The sequence below is a fragment of the Sinorhizobium meliloti genome, from assembly GCF_017876815.1.
In the GTDB taxonomy this organism is placed as follows: domain Bacteria; phylum Pseudomonadota; class Alphaproteobacteria; order Rhizobiales; family Rhizobiaceae; genus Sinorhizobium; species Sinorhizobium meliloti.
In genome coordinates this window covers 2,776,430-2,791,414 of the sequence record NZ_JAGIOS010000001.1, presented here as the reverse complement: position 1 = coordinate 2,791,414, position 14,985 = coordinate 2,776,430, and the positions used below count along the sequence as shown (strand labels likewise).

At 63.5% G+C, this 14,985-nt stretch carries 13 protein-coding genes and 1 other RNA gene; 6 read left to right on the top strand and 8 right to left on the bottom strand.

The genetic code is table 11. From position 1 onward, the window contains the following. Nucleotides 1-64: 64 nt before the first annotated feature. The 3 genes from JOH52_RS13320 to JOH52_RS13310 are packed head-to-tail and all read right to left on the bottom strand — an operon-like array spanning nucleotide 65 to nucleotide 795. On the bottom strand, nucleotides 65-283 hold the full coding sequence (locus JOH52_RS13320; RefSeq protein ID WP_003534932.1) for a hypothetical protein: 219 nt from the start codon (nucleotides 281-283) through the stop codon (nucleotides 65-67). Nucleotides 284-335: 52 nt separating this feature from the next. Then, nucleotides 336-578, bottom strand: a complete 243-nt coding sequence (locus tag JOH52_RS13315) for a hypothetical protein (RefSeq protein WP_010969715.1) — start codon at nucleotides 576-578, stop codon at nucleotides 336-338. A 10-nt stretch (nucleotides 579-588) separates the two neighbouring features. Next, on the bottom strand, nucleotides 589-795 hold the full coding sequence (locus JOH52_RS13310) for a hypothetical protein (RefSeq protein WP_003534936.1): 207 nt from the start codon (nucleotides 793-795) through the stop codon (nucleotides 589-591). Nucleotides 796-1,077: 282 nt separating this feature from the next. Here JOH52_RS13310 and JOH52_RS13305 point away from each other — a divergent pair, with 282 nt between their 5' ends. Next, nucleotides 1,078-1,524, top strand: coding sequence for a DUF2267 domain-containing protein (locus JOH52_RS13305; protein ID WP_003534938.1), 447 nt, complete (start codon nucleotides 1,078-1,080; stop codon nucleotides 1,522-1,524). Nucleotides 1,525-1,638: 114 nt separating this feature from the next. Here JOH52_RS13305 and JOH52_RS13300 read toward each other — a convergent pair whose 3' ends face one another. Beyond that, nucleotides 1,639-1,947, bottom strand: coding sequence for a DUF2853 family protein (locus JOH52_RS13300; RefSeq protein WP_003534939.1), 309 nt, complete (start codon nucleotides 1,945-1,947; stop codon nucleotides 1,639-1,641). 149 nt (nucleotides 1,948-2,096) lie between these two features. Between JOH52_RS13300 and ssrA the strand changes: the two genes are divergently transcribed. From ssrA to JOH52_RS13280, 4 genes are all read left to right on the top strand, one after another. Next, nucleotides 2,097-2,455: a transfer-messenger RNA gene (gene ssrA, locus JOH52_RS13295) on the top strand. A gap of 203 nt (nucleotides 2,456-2,658) precedes the next feature. Beyond that, nucleotides 2,659-3,174, top strand: a complete 516-nt coding sequence (locus JOH52_RS13290; RefSeq protein ID WP_010969716.1) for an SspB family protein — start codon at nucleotides 2,659-2,661, stop codon at nucleotides 3,172-3,174. 21 nt (nucleotides 3,175-3,195) lie between these two features. Continuing rightward, a complete protein-coding gene (locus JOH52_RS13285) occupies nucleotides 3,196-3,411 on the top strand; it encodes a DUF4169 family protein (protein ID WP_010969717.1) in 216 nt (71 codons plus the stop codon). Nucleotides 3,412-3,493: 82 nt separating this feature from the next. After that, a complete protein-coding gene (locus tag JOH52_RS13280) occupies nucleotides 3,494-3,736 on the top strand; it encodes a ribbon-helix-helix domain-containing protein (RefSeq protein ID WP_014529325.1) in 243 nt (80 codons plus the stop codon). A gap of 645 nt (nucleotides 3,737-4,381) precedes the next feature. Here the strand turns inward: JOH52_RS13280 and JOH52_RS13275 are convergent. Continuing rightward, complete coding sequence (locus JOH52_RS13275; protein ID WP_033043939.1) at nucleotides 4,382-8,122, bottom strand: AsmA family protein; 3,741 nt, start codon at nucleotides 8,120-8,122, stop codon at nucleotides 4,382-4,384. 64 nt (nucleotides 8,123-8,186) lie between these two features. Further along, nucleotides 8,187-9,593 (bottom strand): FAD-binding oxidoreductase, encoded by a 1,407-nt coding sequence (locus JOH52_RS13270; RefSeq protein ID WP_010969720.1) that lies wholly within the window; start codon nucleotides 9,591-9,593, stop codon nucleotides 8,187-8,189. Between the two features lie 443 nt (nucleotides 9,594-10,036). Here JOH52_RS13270 and JOH52_RS13265 point away from each other — a divergent pair, with 443 nt between their 5' ends. Then, on the top strand, nucleotides 10,037-10,471 hold the full coding sequence (locus tag JOH52_RS13265; protein WP_003534951.1) for an anthrone oxygenase family protein: 435 nt from the start codon (nucleotides 10,037-10,039) through the stop codon (nucleotides 10,469-10,471). Nucleotides 10,472-10,528: 57 nt separating this feature from the next. Here JOH52_RS13265 and JOH52_RS13260 read toward each other — a convergent pair whose 3' ends face one another. Next, complete coding sequence (locus JOH52_RS13260) at nucleotides 10,529-13,663, bottom strand: efflux RND transporter permease subunit (protein WP_010969721.1); 3,135 nt, start codon at nucleotides 13,661-13,663, stop codon at nucleotides 10,529-10,531. After that, complete coding sequence (locus JOH52_RS13255) at nucleotides 13,660-14,856, bottom strand: efflux RND transporter periplasmic adaptor subunit (RefSeq protein WP_010969722.1); 1,197 nt, start codon at nucleotides 14,854-14,856, stop codon at nucleotides 13,660-13,662. The genes JOH52_RS13260 and JOH52_RS13255 overlap by 4 nt, the downstream gene beginning before the upstream one ends. Between the last annotated feature and the right edge of the window lie 129 nt (nucleotides 14,857-14,985).

Here is a 14,985-nt window from a genome sequence, read left to right as displayed (position 1 = left end):
AATCGCCATGCCGTCCTTGGGTCGGGCCAACCCGCCCAAGATCTCCGGTAACGCGCCCGCCGGTTCATTTCGACGGGCGTCGGTTTGCGGCGTGGTCCTGATACTGCTCGTTCCTTACCGCCCTCTCGTCGAGGCCGCGCGAGTCGGAATGCTGCGCCTTGTCCCTGTTCGACAGAACGTCGTTTTCGCCGAGGACGCCTTCCTTCAGCTCGGTTTGCGCACCGCTACCGTCGCCCTTGCCCTTGTCGGGCTTTCCCATGTTCTTCTTGCTGGCGTGAGCCATCGCAGTCTCCTTTCATCGATTTTCGGAAATGCCGGCCGCCGGCCGAGCTTCGTCAGTCGCCGGCGCCCTTGTGATGCCTGCTCTCCTGATTCTTCCCGCGCAGAATGCTGCGATCGTCCGCCTCGCGGGCATCGCCATGCTCGGTGCTCAAGTCCTGCCCTTTCCGTTGCGCCTTTCTCAAGGCGTCGGAACGGTGCAGATCCGCTTCGGCATTGAAGTCCTTGTCCGCGTTCGACGTGTTCTCGCGGCCCTGCAGCACGCGCTTCTGCTGCTCTTGCGTCTTTCTGCCGACCATTGCCTTGCTCCTATTTGTTGGTGCGACCGCGCTGGTCCGGGTTCGCGCCGCCTTGCGCGGTCGTGTCGTTCGCGACATCTCCTTCGATGGTGTTGCCGCGTTTCAGGGCTTCGTAGTCCGACGGTCCGCGAATGCCCTTCGTGCGTCCGATCCCAGGATCCTGCTTCAGGTCCTTGTCGCTCGGGCGGCGTGTCTTCGGATGTTTGGACGATGTCATCGGCCTTCCTCCTGCTCTGCGACTTGTTCCGGGGCGCCCCTGGTTCACTCCCTCGTTTAACCGCACTGAACCGCGAATGTTCCGCCATCGCGACGCTGTTCGGCAGCACGAGGCGGAGCAGTATTTGTCGGCAGCGGCGAAACAATCGCGGCGGATGGCTGTTAGGCCAATCGACAGCGCCGCGTTCTTCGCGGGACGCGAAATTCTGCATGTTCGTGCCTGGACAGGCTCCACCAGAGAGACATGCGGTCGCGCTTCAGCCAACAAGCAAGGGAGGTGACGATGAGCGCCACAGGTCTCGACGTCTTCGAGAAAACACTGCAGACGACCCATATTTGGCTCGGCGAAATCATGGAACAACACGGACCCGACCGGAAAGTCGCCTGGCACATCCTGACCGTTGTGCTGCGGGTCCTGCGGGACCGGCTTCCTCCGGAAATCGCGGCCCATCTCGGCGCGGAGCTTCCGCTGATCGTGCGAGGCGCCTATTACGATCAATACCGGCCGAACCACCCGCCGGACAAGGGCACCCGTTCGCTCGACGAATTTCTCGCCCGGATCGCCGAAGGAATGAAGGATACGCGTCCGGTCGATCCCGCCGACGCGGCGAGGAGCGTATTTCGGGTCCTGGCACGGCATGTCGACCTTGGCCAGACTGCAAAGGTACGCGACACCTTGCCCAAGGAAATCCAGTCGCTGTGGCCCGACAGCGTCGGCGCGCGCGAATAGCCGAAAACAGGGGGCGAATAAAAGACGATCGGCGCCGGGTCGCGGCGCCGCCGAGGCAGCTCTGCGCCCGCCGGCTCGTCGCCGACCGGAAAGCGCATTGCCAACCAGCCTCGTTCAGAGCGTCTGGAGCTTGCCCAGATTCTTGGCGACCAGATAATAGAAGGTCACACGCGATTTGCTGCGATCATCCGCCATCGCTTTGGCCGTCGCGGCAATAGCGGCATCTGCATCTGACCCGCCGACGCCGAGTTTCTTCTCGCACCATTTTTCCCTGACGCGCTCCAGTTCCTTTGGATCCGAGGCCGAAACGAGGGCGGAATCCTTATTGCGAAGGGCGATACCGAGATGGCGCACGATCTTGTTGACAACTGCTTCGTCGGCGCTGCTGTCATACTTCTGCACGTCCGCAAGATAATCAGTCATGAAGCCTCCACTTTGCACTTGCTCTCAAAAGCTGCCGCCCTTCTCGCGAACCGCGTGCAGCAGGCGGAGTTTTTCACGCCGCTCGTGTAAGTCAAGCATTTCGTGCGGAGTTGGCGAGACCGACATAAATCCGGCATTTCCCTCGAGAAGCCCTTTTCTTGGGCGTCGGAAAGACCTATATGACGAGTGCCGTCTTCGGGCGGCTATGGCAATAAACGGGCGATGCAATAAACCCATTGGACCCGGGGGCGGTACCCGGCGCCTCCACCAAAAACCGGCCTGTGCAGACCGGCTTTTGATGGGGGCGAAATAGGATCGACAAGGGCGTAAAGATCGACTTTTTGCTCGGCATTGTACCACCGTTATCGGGCTAAACTTATAGTTGCAAACGACAACTATGCTGAAGCACGTCTCGCTGCCTAACGGCGGTGCGACACTTCAAATCAAGTCCTTCCGGGTAGCACCGTAAGGCGGGGTCCGAAGGCACCTGGCAACAGAAGCCTTCACCTTCTCCCCCGTCGTGAAATGGTCTATAGATGCCTCAATAATTGACTCGTCATAAACAGACGGGCAATGAAGGAGCAGGCCACGGCGCCGACATAGTCAAGGCGCAGGTTTGGCCGTAGCACCTTGAATCGCTGCATGATTTCCTGAATGGAGTTCCGGTCGTAGGAATCATGCATCAAGTGACTTGAAGAGAACGGGGACCAAATGGGCCAGGACCATATTCGCTACGACATTCTGGCGCAGGACGCGCTTCGCGGCGTCATTCGCAAGGTGTTGGCCGAAGTTTCCGCCACGGGCCATCTGCCCGGCGATCACCACTTCTTCATTACGTTCCTGACCGGTGCGCCCGGTGTCCGGATCTCGCAACATCTCAAGGCCAAGTATCCGGAACAGATGACGATCGTCGTCCAGCACCAGTTCTGGGATCTGAAGGTTACCGAGACCGGCTTCGAAATCGGCCTTTCGTTCTCGGACACACCGGAAAAGCTTGTGATCCCGTACAATGCGATTCGCGGCTTCTATGATCCCTCGGTCAACTTCGAACTGGAGTTCGACGTGGCGGCCGGCGAGGAGGAAGCAGCCGATTCGGCGGAAATAACCGCTTATCCCCTCGACGAAGCCACCGAAACCGCAACTGACGACAACACGGAAAAGCCTGACGGCCCGAAGGGCGGCGGCGCTTCCGTCGTCTCGCTCGATTCCTTCCGCAAGAAAAACTGACGACACCAGGAGGCGCGGACCATGGCCGGCGACGTGATCAATCTGCGTCAGTTCCGCAAACGCCAGGCTCGGACTGAACACGAAAAGCAGGCCGAGCAGAATCGCGTCACCTTCGGCCGCAGCAAGGCCGAGAAAACCCTGACCAAGGCCTTGAACGAAAAGGCAGCAAAGAAGCTTGATCAGGGCAGGTTCGATCAAGCGGGCGGCGAGACTTCAGTCGACCGGGAGAAGCCGTGACGACCGCCGCCGCAAAAGCGATTCCCACTCAAGGACTTGCGGCAGTTTCCCGAATCGAATTGGCAGCCGCTTGAATCCGCTTATGAGCAAGGGGAAGGTCGTCAAGCATTCGGCCACGTTGCACGGACACCGCACCAGCTTCACTCTCGAAGAACCCTTCTGGCTGGAATTGAAATCGATCGCCAGGGACCGCGACATGCCGCTCGCGCGGCTCATCGCCGAGATCGACGACGGTCGCGGCCAGGATGGAAATCTGTCGTCGGCCTTACGGGTCTATGTGCTCGCCTGGGTCAATGCACGCGCCGATGCGAAAGGCGGCGCATAGCTCTCTGCAGGCCGTTGGATCGTCGGCGACTTCTGCATGTGTCCTTTAATCGTATCCGATTAAAGGACAAAAACATGCAGCAGATCAAAGTGCTACAGCGACCTTTGCGCGTCTGATAAGACGCGCGGCGCTGTAGAGAGGGCGGCATATCCCTTCTCCCCGCCTGCGGCTACGGCATGCACATATCTCTTGTTGTCCAGCCCTTCGCGGACTTACTCCGGAGTGGCGGCATCTGTATTTCCAGCAGTGGCGAGGCTTGCGGATGGGTCCTTGGGATCAAACCCATATGCGCTAACATTGGCATTGGACTAGCGGTCACCCGCCCCTCATCCGCCTGCCGGCACCTTCTCCCCGCAGGCGGGGAGAAGGGACAAGCGGCGCCAACTGAACCCCGCATTCACCGTCCGCCCGAGGGAGCGAGCGGGCGCGGCATATCCCTTCTCCCCGCCTGCGGGGAGAAGGTGGCGGCAGCCGGTTGAGGGGCAACCCCGACCGAGCGCGGTTGAGCCGGTTGGGTTCCCGAGGGATCCCTTTCATGAGCAGTATCCGCCGCACCGGCGCGCAAGAGATATGTGCATGCCGTAGCCGCCTGCGGGGAGAAGGTCGCGGCAGCGGGATGAGGGGCGGGTGCCGCACACTGCTCTGCTACTGCACAGTAATGTCGGGAAGCATATCGAAATTCAGGCCATGACCTGCCGGCGGGCCCGCATTCTGCCCCTGTCGGGTGCCGCCATCCTCCGGCGGAGTGACGGGCGCCTGCTGGCGACCGATGCTGCGCGGCGGCAGCTGCCGCATTCTCAGCCGCTCCTCCTCCTCCGCGCGGCGTTCGGCGGCGGCTCGTGCTTCCGCCTCCGCCCGCATCCGCGCCGCTTCCGCCGCCGCTGCCTGACGGCGACGCTCTTCGGCGATCGTCCGCAATCGCTGCTGCTCACGCTCCGCCGCGCGCGCGCGGTAAAGCGAGACCTCGCGGCGCAAACGTTGCTTTTCGAGCACATTCGCCTGTAGTGTCTCGACACGCCTGCGCTCACGCTCGAAGGCTCTGAGCGACAGGAAGTTCGAAAGCTCCGTGACGTCGACCGTCACACCGGGCGATGCAAGCAGCCCGGCATAGCCGAACCGGACGCGCGGCTCTGCTCCCGCAAGCGCCTCCTCGCCGGGACGGAAGGTCAGATCGATCGACCCGTTCATTCGCCCTGCCGGCAAGTCGAAAGCGGCCTCCCCGCTGAAAGCGGCGTTGCCATCGCCCGCGGTGACGTTCTGCGCCCTGACGGTTCCGCCTGCTATGCCGAAGGGCACCTTCACAGCGCCGACGACCGACTGGCCGGTGAAGAGCAGGTTCTCTGCAGCCTTGCGGATCGCATCGGGCGAGATATCAGTCTTCATGGCGTCCGCCGCCGCCATCAGTTGCGGCAGCGCCGCCGTATTGATGCCGTTGAGGGTAAGCCCGTTGAAGCTCGCCGTTCCCGATCCGCTGAGCGAATGCACCATTGCCTGCGGCGTTGCGCCCGCAGCCTCCATCGCCACCGCAAGATCGAAGCGGCCGGTCGCCACCGGGCCAGTCGCCCGCACCCAACCCGTTTCGGCAATGTCGGCACCCGTGAGATCGAACTTCGAGCGCAGGTAGCCGGAGCCATTGGCATTGCCGAATTGCAGCCGCCCCGCGAGCTTGCCCCCCAGCCAGTCTCCCGTCGCGTCGCTGAGTGCGAGTTCATCGCCCTTCCATTGCAGCTTCCCGGCAAAACCGGTCACCGGGCCGTAGACGCCTGGCCAGAACCGCTTCGCGCTTACGTTGAGCGCCACATCGAGTCCGGTCCATGCCGGTTTTACGACCGGTGCCAGCGCCAGTCCCCCGGTGCTTGTGTCGTGAACCTGCCCCAGAATGCCTTCGCCGAGCCAAGCGAGATCGAGGGCGTCGATCGCAAGCTCCCCTTCGGCCTTGCCGGGGACCTTGCGGTCGATCGAAAGCGCGCCGGCGAAGCCATTCTGGTCGGCTTTGCCCTCTATTGCGGTGATCGAGATTTTTTCGGGGTCGGTTGCAAACTCAGCCGAGGCCGTCACCGGCAAACCGCTGCCCATTTGGGGCAGCCCGATGCCCTGCAACAGCAGATAGGGCTCCAGGTCCTCGGATTTCAGCGTGAGCTTCCCCTGCCCTTCGAGATAGTGCGCGCGCGCAAGATCGAAGACACCGTTCGCCGCAAGCGACGTCCGCTCGGTGGTGAAGGTCAGCGAGCCATTGGCCTTCGAGCCGTCCGTGCTCTGCAGCTTTATGGCAAGAATGCCGTTTGCGTCCGCTTCGAAGGGCAGCGGGTCCAATCCGGCCTGCCCCAGGAGAACGGATGTCTGCGGATTCTCGAGCGTCGCCTCCAGCAGCATGCCCTGGCCGGCGAGCGCCTGGGCGAGATCGGGCGCCTGATAGCTGGCGGCTATCTTGCCTCCGTTGGCGGTCCCGATCACGCCGAAGGTGAAGGGCGCGTTACCCTCCTTGTTGCCGGCCGTCAGCGTTACATCGAAAGCAGCGTCGGAGTAATAGGGTCCGGCCTCTATCAGCCGTGCGAGCGCCGGATGGGCCGCGCTATGCCGTCCGATCATGTCGAGGAAGGGCGTAAGCTCCTGCGCGGCGAGTTTCATCTTCGCCGACACGACCGGTTTTTCGAGCCCGCCGCTCATGCGGCCGGAGAAGGCAAGCTGTGCGCCGGAAAGAGCGCCGATCGCCACGCGCTCCGCCTGCAGTTGGCCGTTCTTGAAGGTGAGCACCGCCTGGACGTCATGCGCTTCCTCACCGAAAGCGGAGAATGTCTCGGCGGAAAGATCGGCAGCGATGGCGTGCTGCAGCAACGTCCCGGTGGAGGCGTCGCCCGCGACAAGGCCGGCAAGGGCCTGAAGCGCCTCCAGATCTATGCGGTTGCCTTTCAACTGCAACGACAGCGCGGGCGGCTGCTCGGCGAAGGACTGGCGCTCGATCCTGCCGCGCAACGTGGCCGGACCTGCCGCCACTTCAAGGTTTTCAAACTGCTGCAGAGTGTCGGTCAGATTGACCGTCGCCGAAAACCCGGCCGTTTTCAGCGTGCGTATCGCCGGATCGACCGATCCCGCCAGCCAATTGGCAAATCCCGATGGCTGGTTCGAGGCGATGACGAGGTCCCCGCGAAAGGAGCGCTGCTCCTTGAGGTTCAGCCGGCCCTTGGCTTCCAATTGCGTGCGGCCGGGCAGGAGTGCGACCGCGTTGTCGACGATCCAGCCGGCGCCGTCGGGCCGGACGTCAAGGCGGACGTCGCGCACCGTCGTGTCGCCGATCACGATCGCCGGAAGTTTCAGACTGGCCCGTCCCGGCACCTGCGGAATAGGGATATCGGCGGCGATCGCCAGCATTGCGTCGATACGCTGGCGCAGCGAAATGGCCGGGTCGCGCCCGGTCTTGCCGCTGCTGCCGGAATTGCCGATGCGGCTGACATCGATCTGCTGGCCGTCGGCGATCAGCAGGAATCTCTGGTCCTTGCCGGTGTCGAGCGTTGCCTCGCCGGTGACGATATAGGGATCGTCGGGCGGCCCGATCTCGAAGTGGTATTCCGGTACGCGGATGCTTTCGTTGGTGAGTTGGAACTCGCCGTTGATGCGAAGGGCGCCGTCCGCCTTGACCTCGCTGGCGGGCCGGTTCTCCGTGAGCGTGAAGCGCCCGGCATAAACCGGTCTGAAATCGACGATCTTCAGATCGCCGTCGAGCTCCACGCCGAAGGGCCGTTCGTCCGGCACCAGCCGCGCCCGCAGGCTCAAGGCGCCCGTTTCGTCGACGGTGTTGCTCGACAATGAGAAGCTTCCCGCCTCCCCGTCGAGCGTCGCACGGCCCTCGACCCTCCAAGGTCCGGCGAGCGTGCGGGCCGAGAGGTCGGCGGAGAGGTCACTGACCCGGCGCGTGCGCCCCGTCTGCTCATCCACAAACTCGATCTCGCCGTCGGCGATCTCCACCTTCTCCAGGATGACCGTATGGGCGGGGATCGCGGCGCGCGACCCGCGTGCCCAATCCAGCGTGCCATCGGGCTGGAGCCGGAGCCGCGCCTTCGGCCGGTCGAGCCGCATGTCGAATATCAGCGCCTCGCCGCTCAGGAAGGGAGCAAGCTCCGCGCTCATCGAAAACTGCGCGACCTGAATCAGCGGTGCGCCGCCGTCGCTCGCTCCGACGCGGACGTCGTTGAGCGTGACCGTAGGAAAGGGAATGAGACGCGCATCGACGCTGCCGTGGACCACCACGGGCTTGCCCATGATGCGGCTTGCCTCCCGCTCGAAATCGTTACGAAAGCTGGTCCAGTCGATAAACAGGGGTGCGATCAGCGCGGCAAAGAGCGCGACAACCAACAGTCCTCCGAGGGTAACCAGAATTCGCGCCAGCACCGTGTCACATTCCCGTCAGTTCGTTCGCCCCCTGCATTGCGGCTTTGAGCCGGTTTTGCAAGTCTCAGGCAAAGATCTTGCCCGGATTGAAGATGTTGTCGGGATCGAGAGAGCGTTTGATCTGCCGCATCAGATCCAGCGCATCACCGAGTTCGGCCGCAAGAAACGGCATCTTGCCCTGCCCGATCCCATGTTCGCCCGTACAGGTGCCGTCCATGGACAGCGCCCGCGCATTCAGCCGCTCGACGAAAGCCTCCGCCTGCGCCACATCAGCCGCATCCTTGTCGTCGAAGAGCAACCCCACATGAAAATTTCCATCGCCGGCGTGCCCGACGATCGGCGCGACCAAGCCATGCGCAGCAATGTCTTCATGCGTCGCCGCGACGCAGTCGGCAAGGCGCGAGATCGGCACGCAGACGTCGGTGGAGAGAATGGCGCGCCCGGGCATGAGGCTCTTCTGCGCCCAGTAGGCGTTGTGCCGTGCCTTCCAGAGCCGTGCCCGCTCTTCCGGATTGGTCGTCCAGATGAAACCCGTAGAACCGAATTCCGACGCTATTTCGGCGAATTGGCGGGACTGCAGCTCGACGCTCTCCCCGTTGCCGTGGAATTCGACGAAAAGGGTGGGCGTTTCCTGGTAGGTCAGGCCCGAATAGGCATTGCACGCCTTCATCTGCAACGCGTCCAGGAGTTCTATGCGCGCCACCGGGATGCCGGACTGGATCGTCAGGATCACGGCATTGCAGGCGTCGGCAATCGTCGGAAACGGGCAGACGCCGCCGGAGATCACCTCCGGTATGCCCTGCAGGCGCAGCGTGATCGAGGTGACGATGCCGAGGGTGCCTTCCGCGCCGACGAAGAGGCGCGTCAGGTCGTAGCCGGCCGACGACTTGCGCGCCCGATGGGCCGTCCTGATTTCGCGCCCGCCTGCGACGACGGCCGTGACGGCGAGCACGTTTTCCTTCATCGTGCCGTAGCGCACCGCATTGGTGCCCGATGCACGCGTCGACGCCATGCCGCCGATCGAGGCGTTCGCGCCCGGATCGATCGGGAAGAAGAGACCGGTGTCGCGCAGGTAGCTGTTGAGTTCCTCCCGCGTCACGCCCGGCTCCACCGTGCAGTCCAGGTCTTCGGCGTTGACCGCGAGCACGCGGTTCATCCGCATCATGTCGACGGAGATGCCGCCATGGGGCGCGTTGACGTGACCTTCGAGCGAGGAGCCCGTTCCGAAGGGGATGAGCGGCACGCGGTGTTCACATGCGATCTCCACGATCTCGCGCACCTCGGCGGCACTTTCGGGGAAAACCACGGCATCGGGGAGCTGCGCGGGAATGTAGGTCGTCGTGTTGGCGTGCTGGGCCCGGATCGCTTCACCGGTCTGGAATCGATCGCCGAAGCGTGTGGCGAGGTATGTTTTGGCCGCCGCGATACCGTTCTCGTTTCTCGCCCCTGCCCGGATTGCGTTCAACGCCACGAAAATTCTCCTTCTCATCTCCCGATGCGCCTTCGCGGCACCCGGAAGAGCGCTCTTTCGTCTTGAGCGCCCGCATAATCTATCCCTAATCCGCACTCGAATTAAGGGCACCGGTCCGGCGCGACAAGGAAAATACGCGAGAGCTCACTCTCCCGCCTCCGCTTTCGCAAATCCGTCTCGGGCGCTTTGGACGGCTTCGAAGATCGATCCGGACGCGTCCCAGCCAGCCGGCCGGCCGGAAGCGCTTACATTTCAACGGGCTACTGTGCAAATCGGAATCACTTTGTCCAGAAGTTCACCGGTTTGGAGTGCCCTCGCGTCAAAAAATTACCGCCGGTGATACCGGCTTGTCACAAGTCCGGCCAACTGCACCGGCGCCGCAGCGAATGCGTCTTTTGTTTGCAGGCCTATAGGGTATTATGTCCGGAAAGGGAGAACGTCGCATGTTCGGGCTGCTTGCTTTGATCACCGCGTCGATTTTCTTCGGCGCCGCCATTTACATCAATGTGGCTGAACAGCCTGCCAGGCTTGCCCTGGACGGAGGCGCAGCGCTCCGGGAATGGGTGCCCGCCTATCGGCGCGGCTTCGAGATGCAGGCTCCTCTCGCGATCGTTTCCTGCCTTCTCGGCGCTGTGGCATGGTGGCAGTCGGGCGATGCGCTCTGGGGCTTGGGAGCGGCCGTCATCATACTCAACTGGCCCTATACGCTGTTCGTCATCATGCCCGTCAATCAGCGCCTGGAGACGACCCGTCCGGATCAGGCGAATGCGGAGACCCGCGAACTCATCGAGCGCTGGGGCAAGCTCCATGCCGGCCGCAGCGCCCTCGGTGCGCTCGCCACCGTCATCTATCTCGCTGCCGCAGCAGGCGGCTTCTGACGATCTCGCGGCGATCGCACCGCGCCACCTGCCGCTGCGCGCCAGATCTCGCCCATCTCAGATCTTGAGCACCTCGGCCGCGTTCATCTCCTCCTGCAGCTTCCGCTCCTCGTCGGCATGCGGCTTGGTAAAGCGGGCAATGACCAGATAGGCGACCGGCGTCAGGTAGAGCGTCACGACCACCGCCAGGCCCAACCCGCCGACGAGGACCCAGCCGAGCGCGATGCGCGCTTCGGCGCCGGCACCGCTTGCCAGCACCAGCGGTACCGCGCCCACGACGGTCGCGATCATCGTCATCATCACCGGTCTAAGACGGATATTGGCGGCATTCTCGATGGCACTGCGGACGTCCTGCCCCCGGTCGCGGAGCTGGTTGGCGAACTCTACGATCAGGATGCCGTTCTTGGCCATGATGCCGACAAGCATGACGAGCCCGATCTGACTGTAGATGTTCAGCGTGTTGCCGGTCACGATCATTGCGAAGACGGCGCAGGCGAGACCGAGCGGCACGGTCGACATGATGATGAGGCCGCTCACGAAGCTTTCGAATTGCGCCGCAAGCACCAGGAAGATGATGACGAGCGCGAAGCCGAAGGTAACGAACAGGCCGTTGGCGTTCTCGTCCAGTGTCGCGGCCTCGGCAAGCGGCATGACCCGCGATCCCGGCGGCAGAAGGGGTTCGGCCATCTCTTCGACCATCGACAGCGCCTCGCCGAGTGCGAGATCGGATTTCAGCCCCGCCGAGAGCGAAACGGCGCGCAGTTGCGATTCGCGGGAAAGCTGCGGCGCCACTGCCTTCTCCTCGACCGTTGCGATCGACGACATCGGCACGATGCGGCCGTCGCCGGCCTTGACGAAGATGTTCTGCAGGTCCGTCGGGTCGTTGAGCGGCTCGGTGGAAGAGAGCAGCTTGACCGGATAGGCTTCTCCTTCCACGAAGATGTCGACGACGCTGCTGCCGTCGAGCATCGCCTGCAGCGCCCAGGAGAGGCCACCTATGTCCACGCCGAGGTCGGAGGCGCGCTCGCGGTCGATCGTCACCGACAATTGCGCCTGATTGGCCTCGTAGTTGAGCCTCACATTCTCGAAACGGCCGGTATCCTCCATTGCCCTGACGAGCTTCGCCGCCGCGTCGCCCAGCTTCGTGTAATCGTTGCCGACAAGCGCGACCTGAAGGCCGCTGCCGGCACCCCGGATACCGAGGCTGTTCGCCTGGATGGTGAAGGCGCGAACCGACGGGATCTTCGAGGTCGCCCTGTTGATGTCGGCGACGATCTGGCCCTGCGTACGCTCGCGCTCTTCCCACGGGGCAAGCGTCAGGACCATGAAGCCGCTATTGGCCGAGCCGCCCTGGCCGGAAATCGAGAACACATTGCTGATCTCGCCGGATTTGAGCAGCGGCTGCAGGCCCTCTTCGATGCGGCGTAGCTGTGCCTGCGTGTATTCCAGCGAGACGCCCTGCGGCGCGTTGATCCGCAGCATGACCTGCGAACGGTCCTCGTTCGGCGTCAGCTCCGACTTGAGCGTCAGGAAGCCCAGAGCGCCGGCGGCGGTAAAGAAAGCGGCCACCGCGAAGACGATGAGCGGCGCATTGAGGCAGGCGCGAAGCGTCACGCGGTAGAAGGCGGAAGCGCGCCGTCCGAAGCGCTGCATCACCCCGTCATGCTCATGCGGCTCTTTCGTCAGCATGCGCGAGGCGAGCATCGGACAGAGCGTCAGCGAGACGAAGGACGACAGGAGGATCGAGAAGGCGAGCACGAAGCCGAATTCACGGAAGAGGCCCCCGGTCTGCCCCGGCAGGAAGGAGAGAGGAACGAACACGGCCGCCAGCGTGGCCGTGGTTGCGAGCACGGCGAAGAAGACCTCGAGCGTACCGTGCACGGCGGCGGCGCGCGGACCGAGGCCCTCCGCCCGGCGCCGCACGATATTTTCGAGCACCACGATCGCGTCATCGACGACGAGCCCGGTCGCAAGCACGATCGCCAGAAGCGTCAGGATGTTGATCGAGAAGCCCGCAAGATAGATCGCGGCCACCGTTCCGATCAGCGCGATCGGCATGGTGATGGTCGGGATGAGCGTCGCGCGCCAGTCGAGCAGGAACAGATAGATGACGAGGGTGACGATGAAAACGGCGACGAAGAGTGCGATCTCCACCTCGTGGATGGCGCCGTTGATGAACACCGCGTCGTCGCTGGTGATCTTGAGCTCGGTTCCCGTCGGGAGGATATCCGAGGAGATCGCGTCCACAACGCTGCGCACGCCTTCGGAAATATCGACCGTGTTCGACTGGGCCTGACGGATGATGCCGAGGCCGATACCCTCGCGGCCGTTGGAGCGCAGCGCCGAGGTGCCCGTATCCGGGCCGAGGGTCACGGTCGCCACGTCGCGAAGCCGGACATTGTTGCCGAGCATGAGGTTTTCGAATTGCTCGGGCGTCTGAAGATCGGCCGTCGCCCGAACGGAAATGTCCTGACTTGCGCTCGTCAGCGAGCCTGCAGGCACATCGTAGGAGGCGTCGGAAAGCGCCTCGCGAAGATTGGCCACGGTGACGCCGCGTCCGGCGAGCTTCGCCTGGTTGAGGTCGATACGGAAAATCTTCTCCTGGTCGCCGTAGACGGTGACGTCGGCAACGCCTTCGACCGCCGCCAGTCGGTCGCTGATCTCGTTCTCGACGAGCAGCGTCATGTCGTCCATGCTCATCGTGTCGGAGGTCAATGCCAGGCGCATGATCGGCTGGCTGTCGGAATCCGCCTTCACGATGCGCGGCTCGTCGGCATCATCAGGCAATTGGCCGGTGATCCGGCCGAGCGCATCGCGAACGTCGTTGGCTGCCTGGCCGATATCGGTCGTGTCGGAGAATTCGAGCGTGACCCGGCTGCGCCCGAACGAAGAGGACGACGAAATGCCCTTGATGCCCTGCACGCGCGAGACGGCACCTTCGATGACCGAGGTCACTTCACGGTCGATCGTCTCCGGCGAGGCGCCGTCGAACTCGGTCGTGACCGAGACCACCGGCTGGTCGACCTGCGGCAGTTCGCGGATCTCGACGCCATTCCAGGCGGCAAGACCAGCCACGACGATCAATGTGTTGACGACCAGGGCGAAGATCGGCCGGCGGATGAAAAGCGCGGTGAAACCCGTCTTTCCGCCCTGCCCTCCACCCGGTTGATGGCCTCCCATACCGATATTCATTGCGCGTCTCCCGCGACCTTCTGCTCGGCCTCGGCCGCAGGCTCGCCGGCGATGCGCACCACGCCGCCGTCGCGAAGCCGCTGCACGCCCTCGGTCACGACGCGGTCGCCCTCGGCGAGTTCCGCATCGACAAGCACCTTGTCGGGATTGCGCTGGATGATCTTGATCGGCACGCGCTCGCTTTTGTCGCCTTTGACCCGCCAGATAAAGGAGCCTTCGGAGCTCCACTGGATGGCCAGCGGGTCGACGGTGGGATATCGGTCGCCGTCGAATGCCACGGTGACGGAGAAGGACATGCCGGCGCGCAGCATGTCATCCGGATTCTCGAGTCGCGCCCGGACCCGGAGCGTCCGGCTCTCCGGGTCGAGGCGGTTGTCTATCGCGTGAACGACGCCCTGAAGCGCGCGTCCCGGCTGTGCGATCGCGCTCGCGGTCACCGGCTGATCGACGGAGATCTTGCCGGCGAAGCGCTCGGGCACCCAGAAATCGACGAGGATCTGCGACCGGTCGTCCACGACGGCAATCGGCGTCGAGGTCGTGACGTAATCTCCTATATTGACGGTGATGATCCCGACCACCCCCTTGGAGGGCGCCACGATATCGCGACGCTTCAGGTCGAGCTCGGCCGTTTTCAGCGCCAGTTCGGCCGCCTGCAGCGCGATCTCGGAGTCACGCACCTCAACGGCCGTCACTGCGCGCGCGGTGCTGAGATTGCGGTAGCGCTCGACCTTCTCCCGGGCACTGTCGCGCGTAAGCCGCGCCTGCTCGGCAGCGATCATCTGGTCGTCGCTGTCGAGGCGCGCGATGACCTGGCCTTCCGTGATCCTGTCGCCCGACTTCACCAGTATTTCTGTGAGATTTCCCGTTGCGGTCGGCGTCACGGTAACCGAGCGGATCGCTTCGCCGTTGCCGATCGCGTTCAGCCTGTCGTTGACGACGGCGCGCTCGGCCGGCTTGACGACGACCAGGGGTGCTTCCGCGAAGCCGCTGCGTCGACCCTGCCCGCGCTCGCTATCGCCCGAACCGCCCCTTGCCCCTTCGCCGCCCTGCGGTCCCGACAAGGCATCGATCAACGGTTGCGAAACCCCGATCGCGGCCAAGGTCTCACCCGCTCCGGGCGCAAGACGCACCCACGCGGCGCCCCCGACGGCGAGGACGACGACGCTGATCGCGAGCTGATTCCAAAAGCGCATTCATGTCTCCAAAAGAAAAGCTCTCCAAAAGAAAAGCGCGCTCCAACGAGGCGCGCACCCGATGGAACGTTCCGATTTGCGCTGATTATCGTTGTTTGCAGACGTCCGGGCAATCTCGGAATGGCATCA

What these genes read in the sequence shown, in the direction of transcription:
- JOH52_RS13320 (WP_003534932.1), bottom strand. Translation starts at nt 283, where the DNA reads ATGGCTCACGCCAGCAAGAAGAACATGGGAAAGCCCGACAAGGGCAAG.
- JOH52_RS13315 (WP_010969715.1), bottom strand. Translation starts at nt 578, where the DNA reads ATGGTCGGCAGAAAGACGCAAGAGCAGCAGAAGCGCGTGCTGCAGGGC.
- JOH52_RS13310 (WP_003534936.1), bottom strand. Translation starts at nt 795, where the DNA reads ATGACATCGTCCAAACATCCGAAGACACGCCGCCCGAGCGACAAGGAC.
- JOH52_RS13305 (WP_003534938.1), top strand. Translation starts at nt 1,078, where the DNA reads ATGAGCGCCACAGGTCTCGACGTCTTCGAGAAAACACTGCAGACGACC.
- JOH52_RS13300 (WP_003534939.1), bottom strand. Translation starts at nt 1,947, where the DNA reads ATGACTGATTATCTTGCGGACGTGCAGAAGTATGACAGCAGCGCCGAC.
- JOH52_RS13290 (WP_010969716.1), top strand. Translation starts at nt 2,659, where the DNA reads ATGGGCCAGGACCATATTCGCTACGACATTCTGGCGCAGGACGCGCTT.
- JOH52_RS13285 (WP_010969717.1), top strand. Translation starts at nt 3,196, where the DNA reads ATGGCCGGCGACGTGATCAATCTGCGTCAGTTCCGCAAACGCCAGGCT.
- JOH52_RS13280 (WP_014529325.1), top strand. Translation starts at nt 3,494, where the DNA reads ATGAGCAAGGGGAAGGTCGTCAAGCATTCGGCCACGTTGCACGGACAC.
- JOH52_RS13265 (WP_003534951.1), top strand. Translation starts at nt 10,037, where the DNA reads ATGTTCGGGCTGCTTGCTTTGATCACCGCGTCGATTTTCTTCGGCGCC.
- JOH52_RS13260 (WP_010969721.1), bottom strand. Translation starts at nt 13,663, where the DNA reads ATGAATATCGGTATGGGAGGCCATCAACCGGGTGGAGGGCAGGGCGGA.
- JOH52_RS13255 (WP_010969722.1), bottom strand. Translation starts at nt 14,856, where the DNA reads ATGCGCTTTTGGAATCAGCTCGCGATCAGCGTCGTCGTCCTCGCCGTC.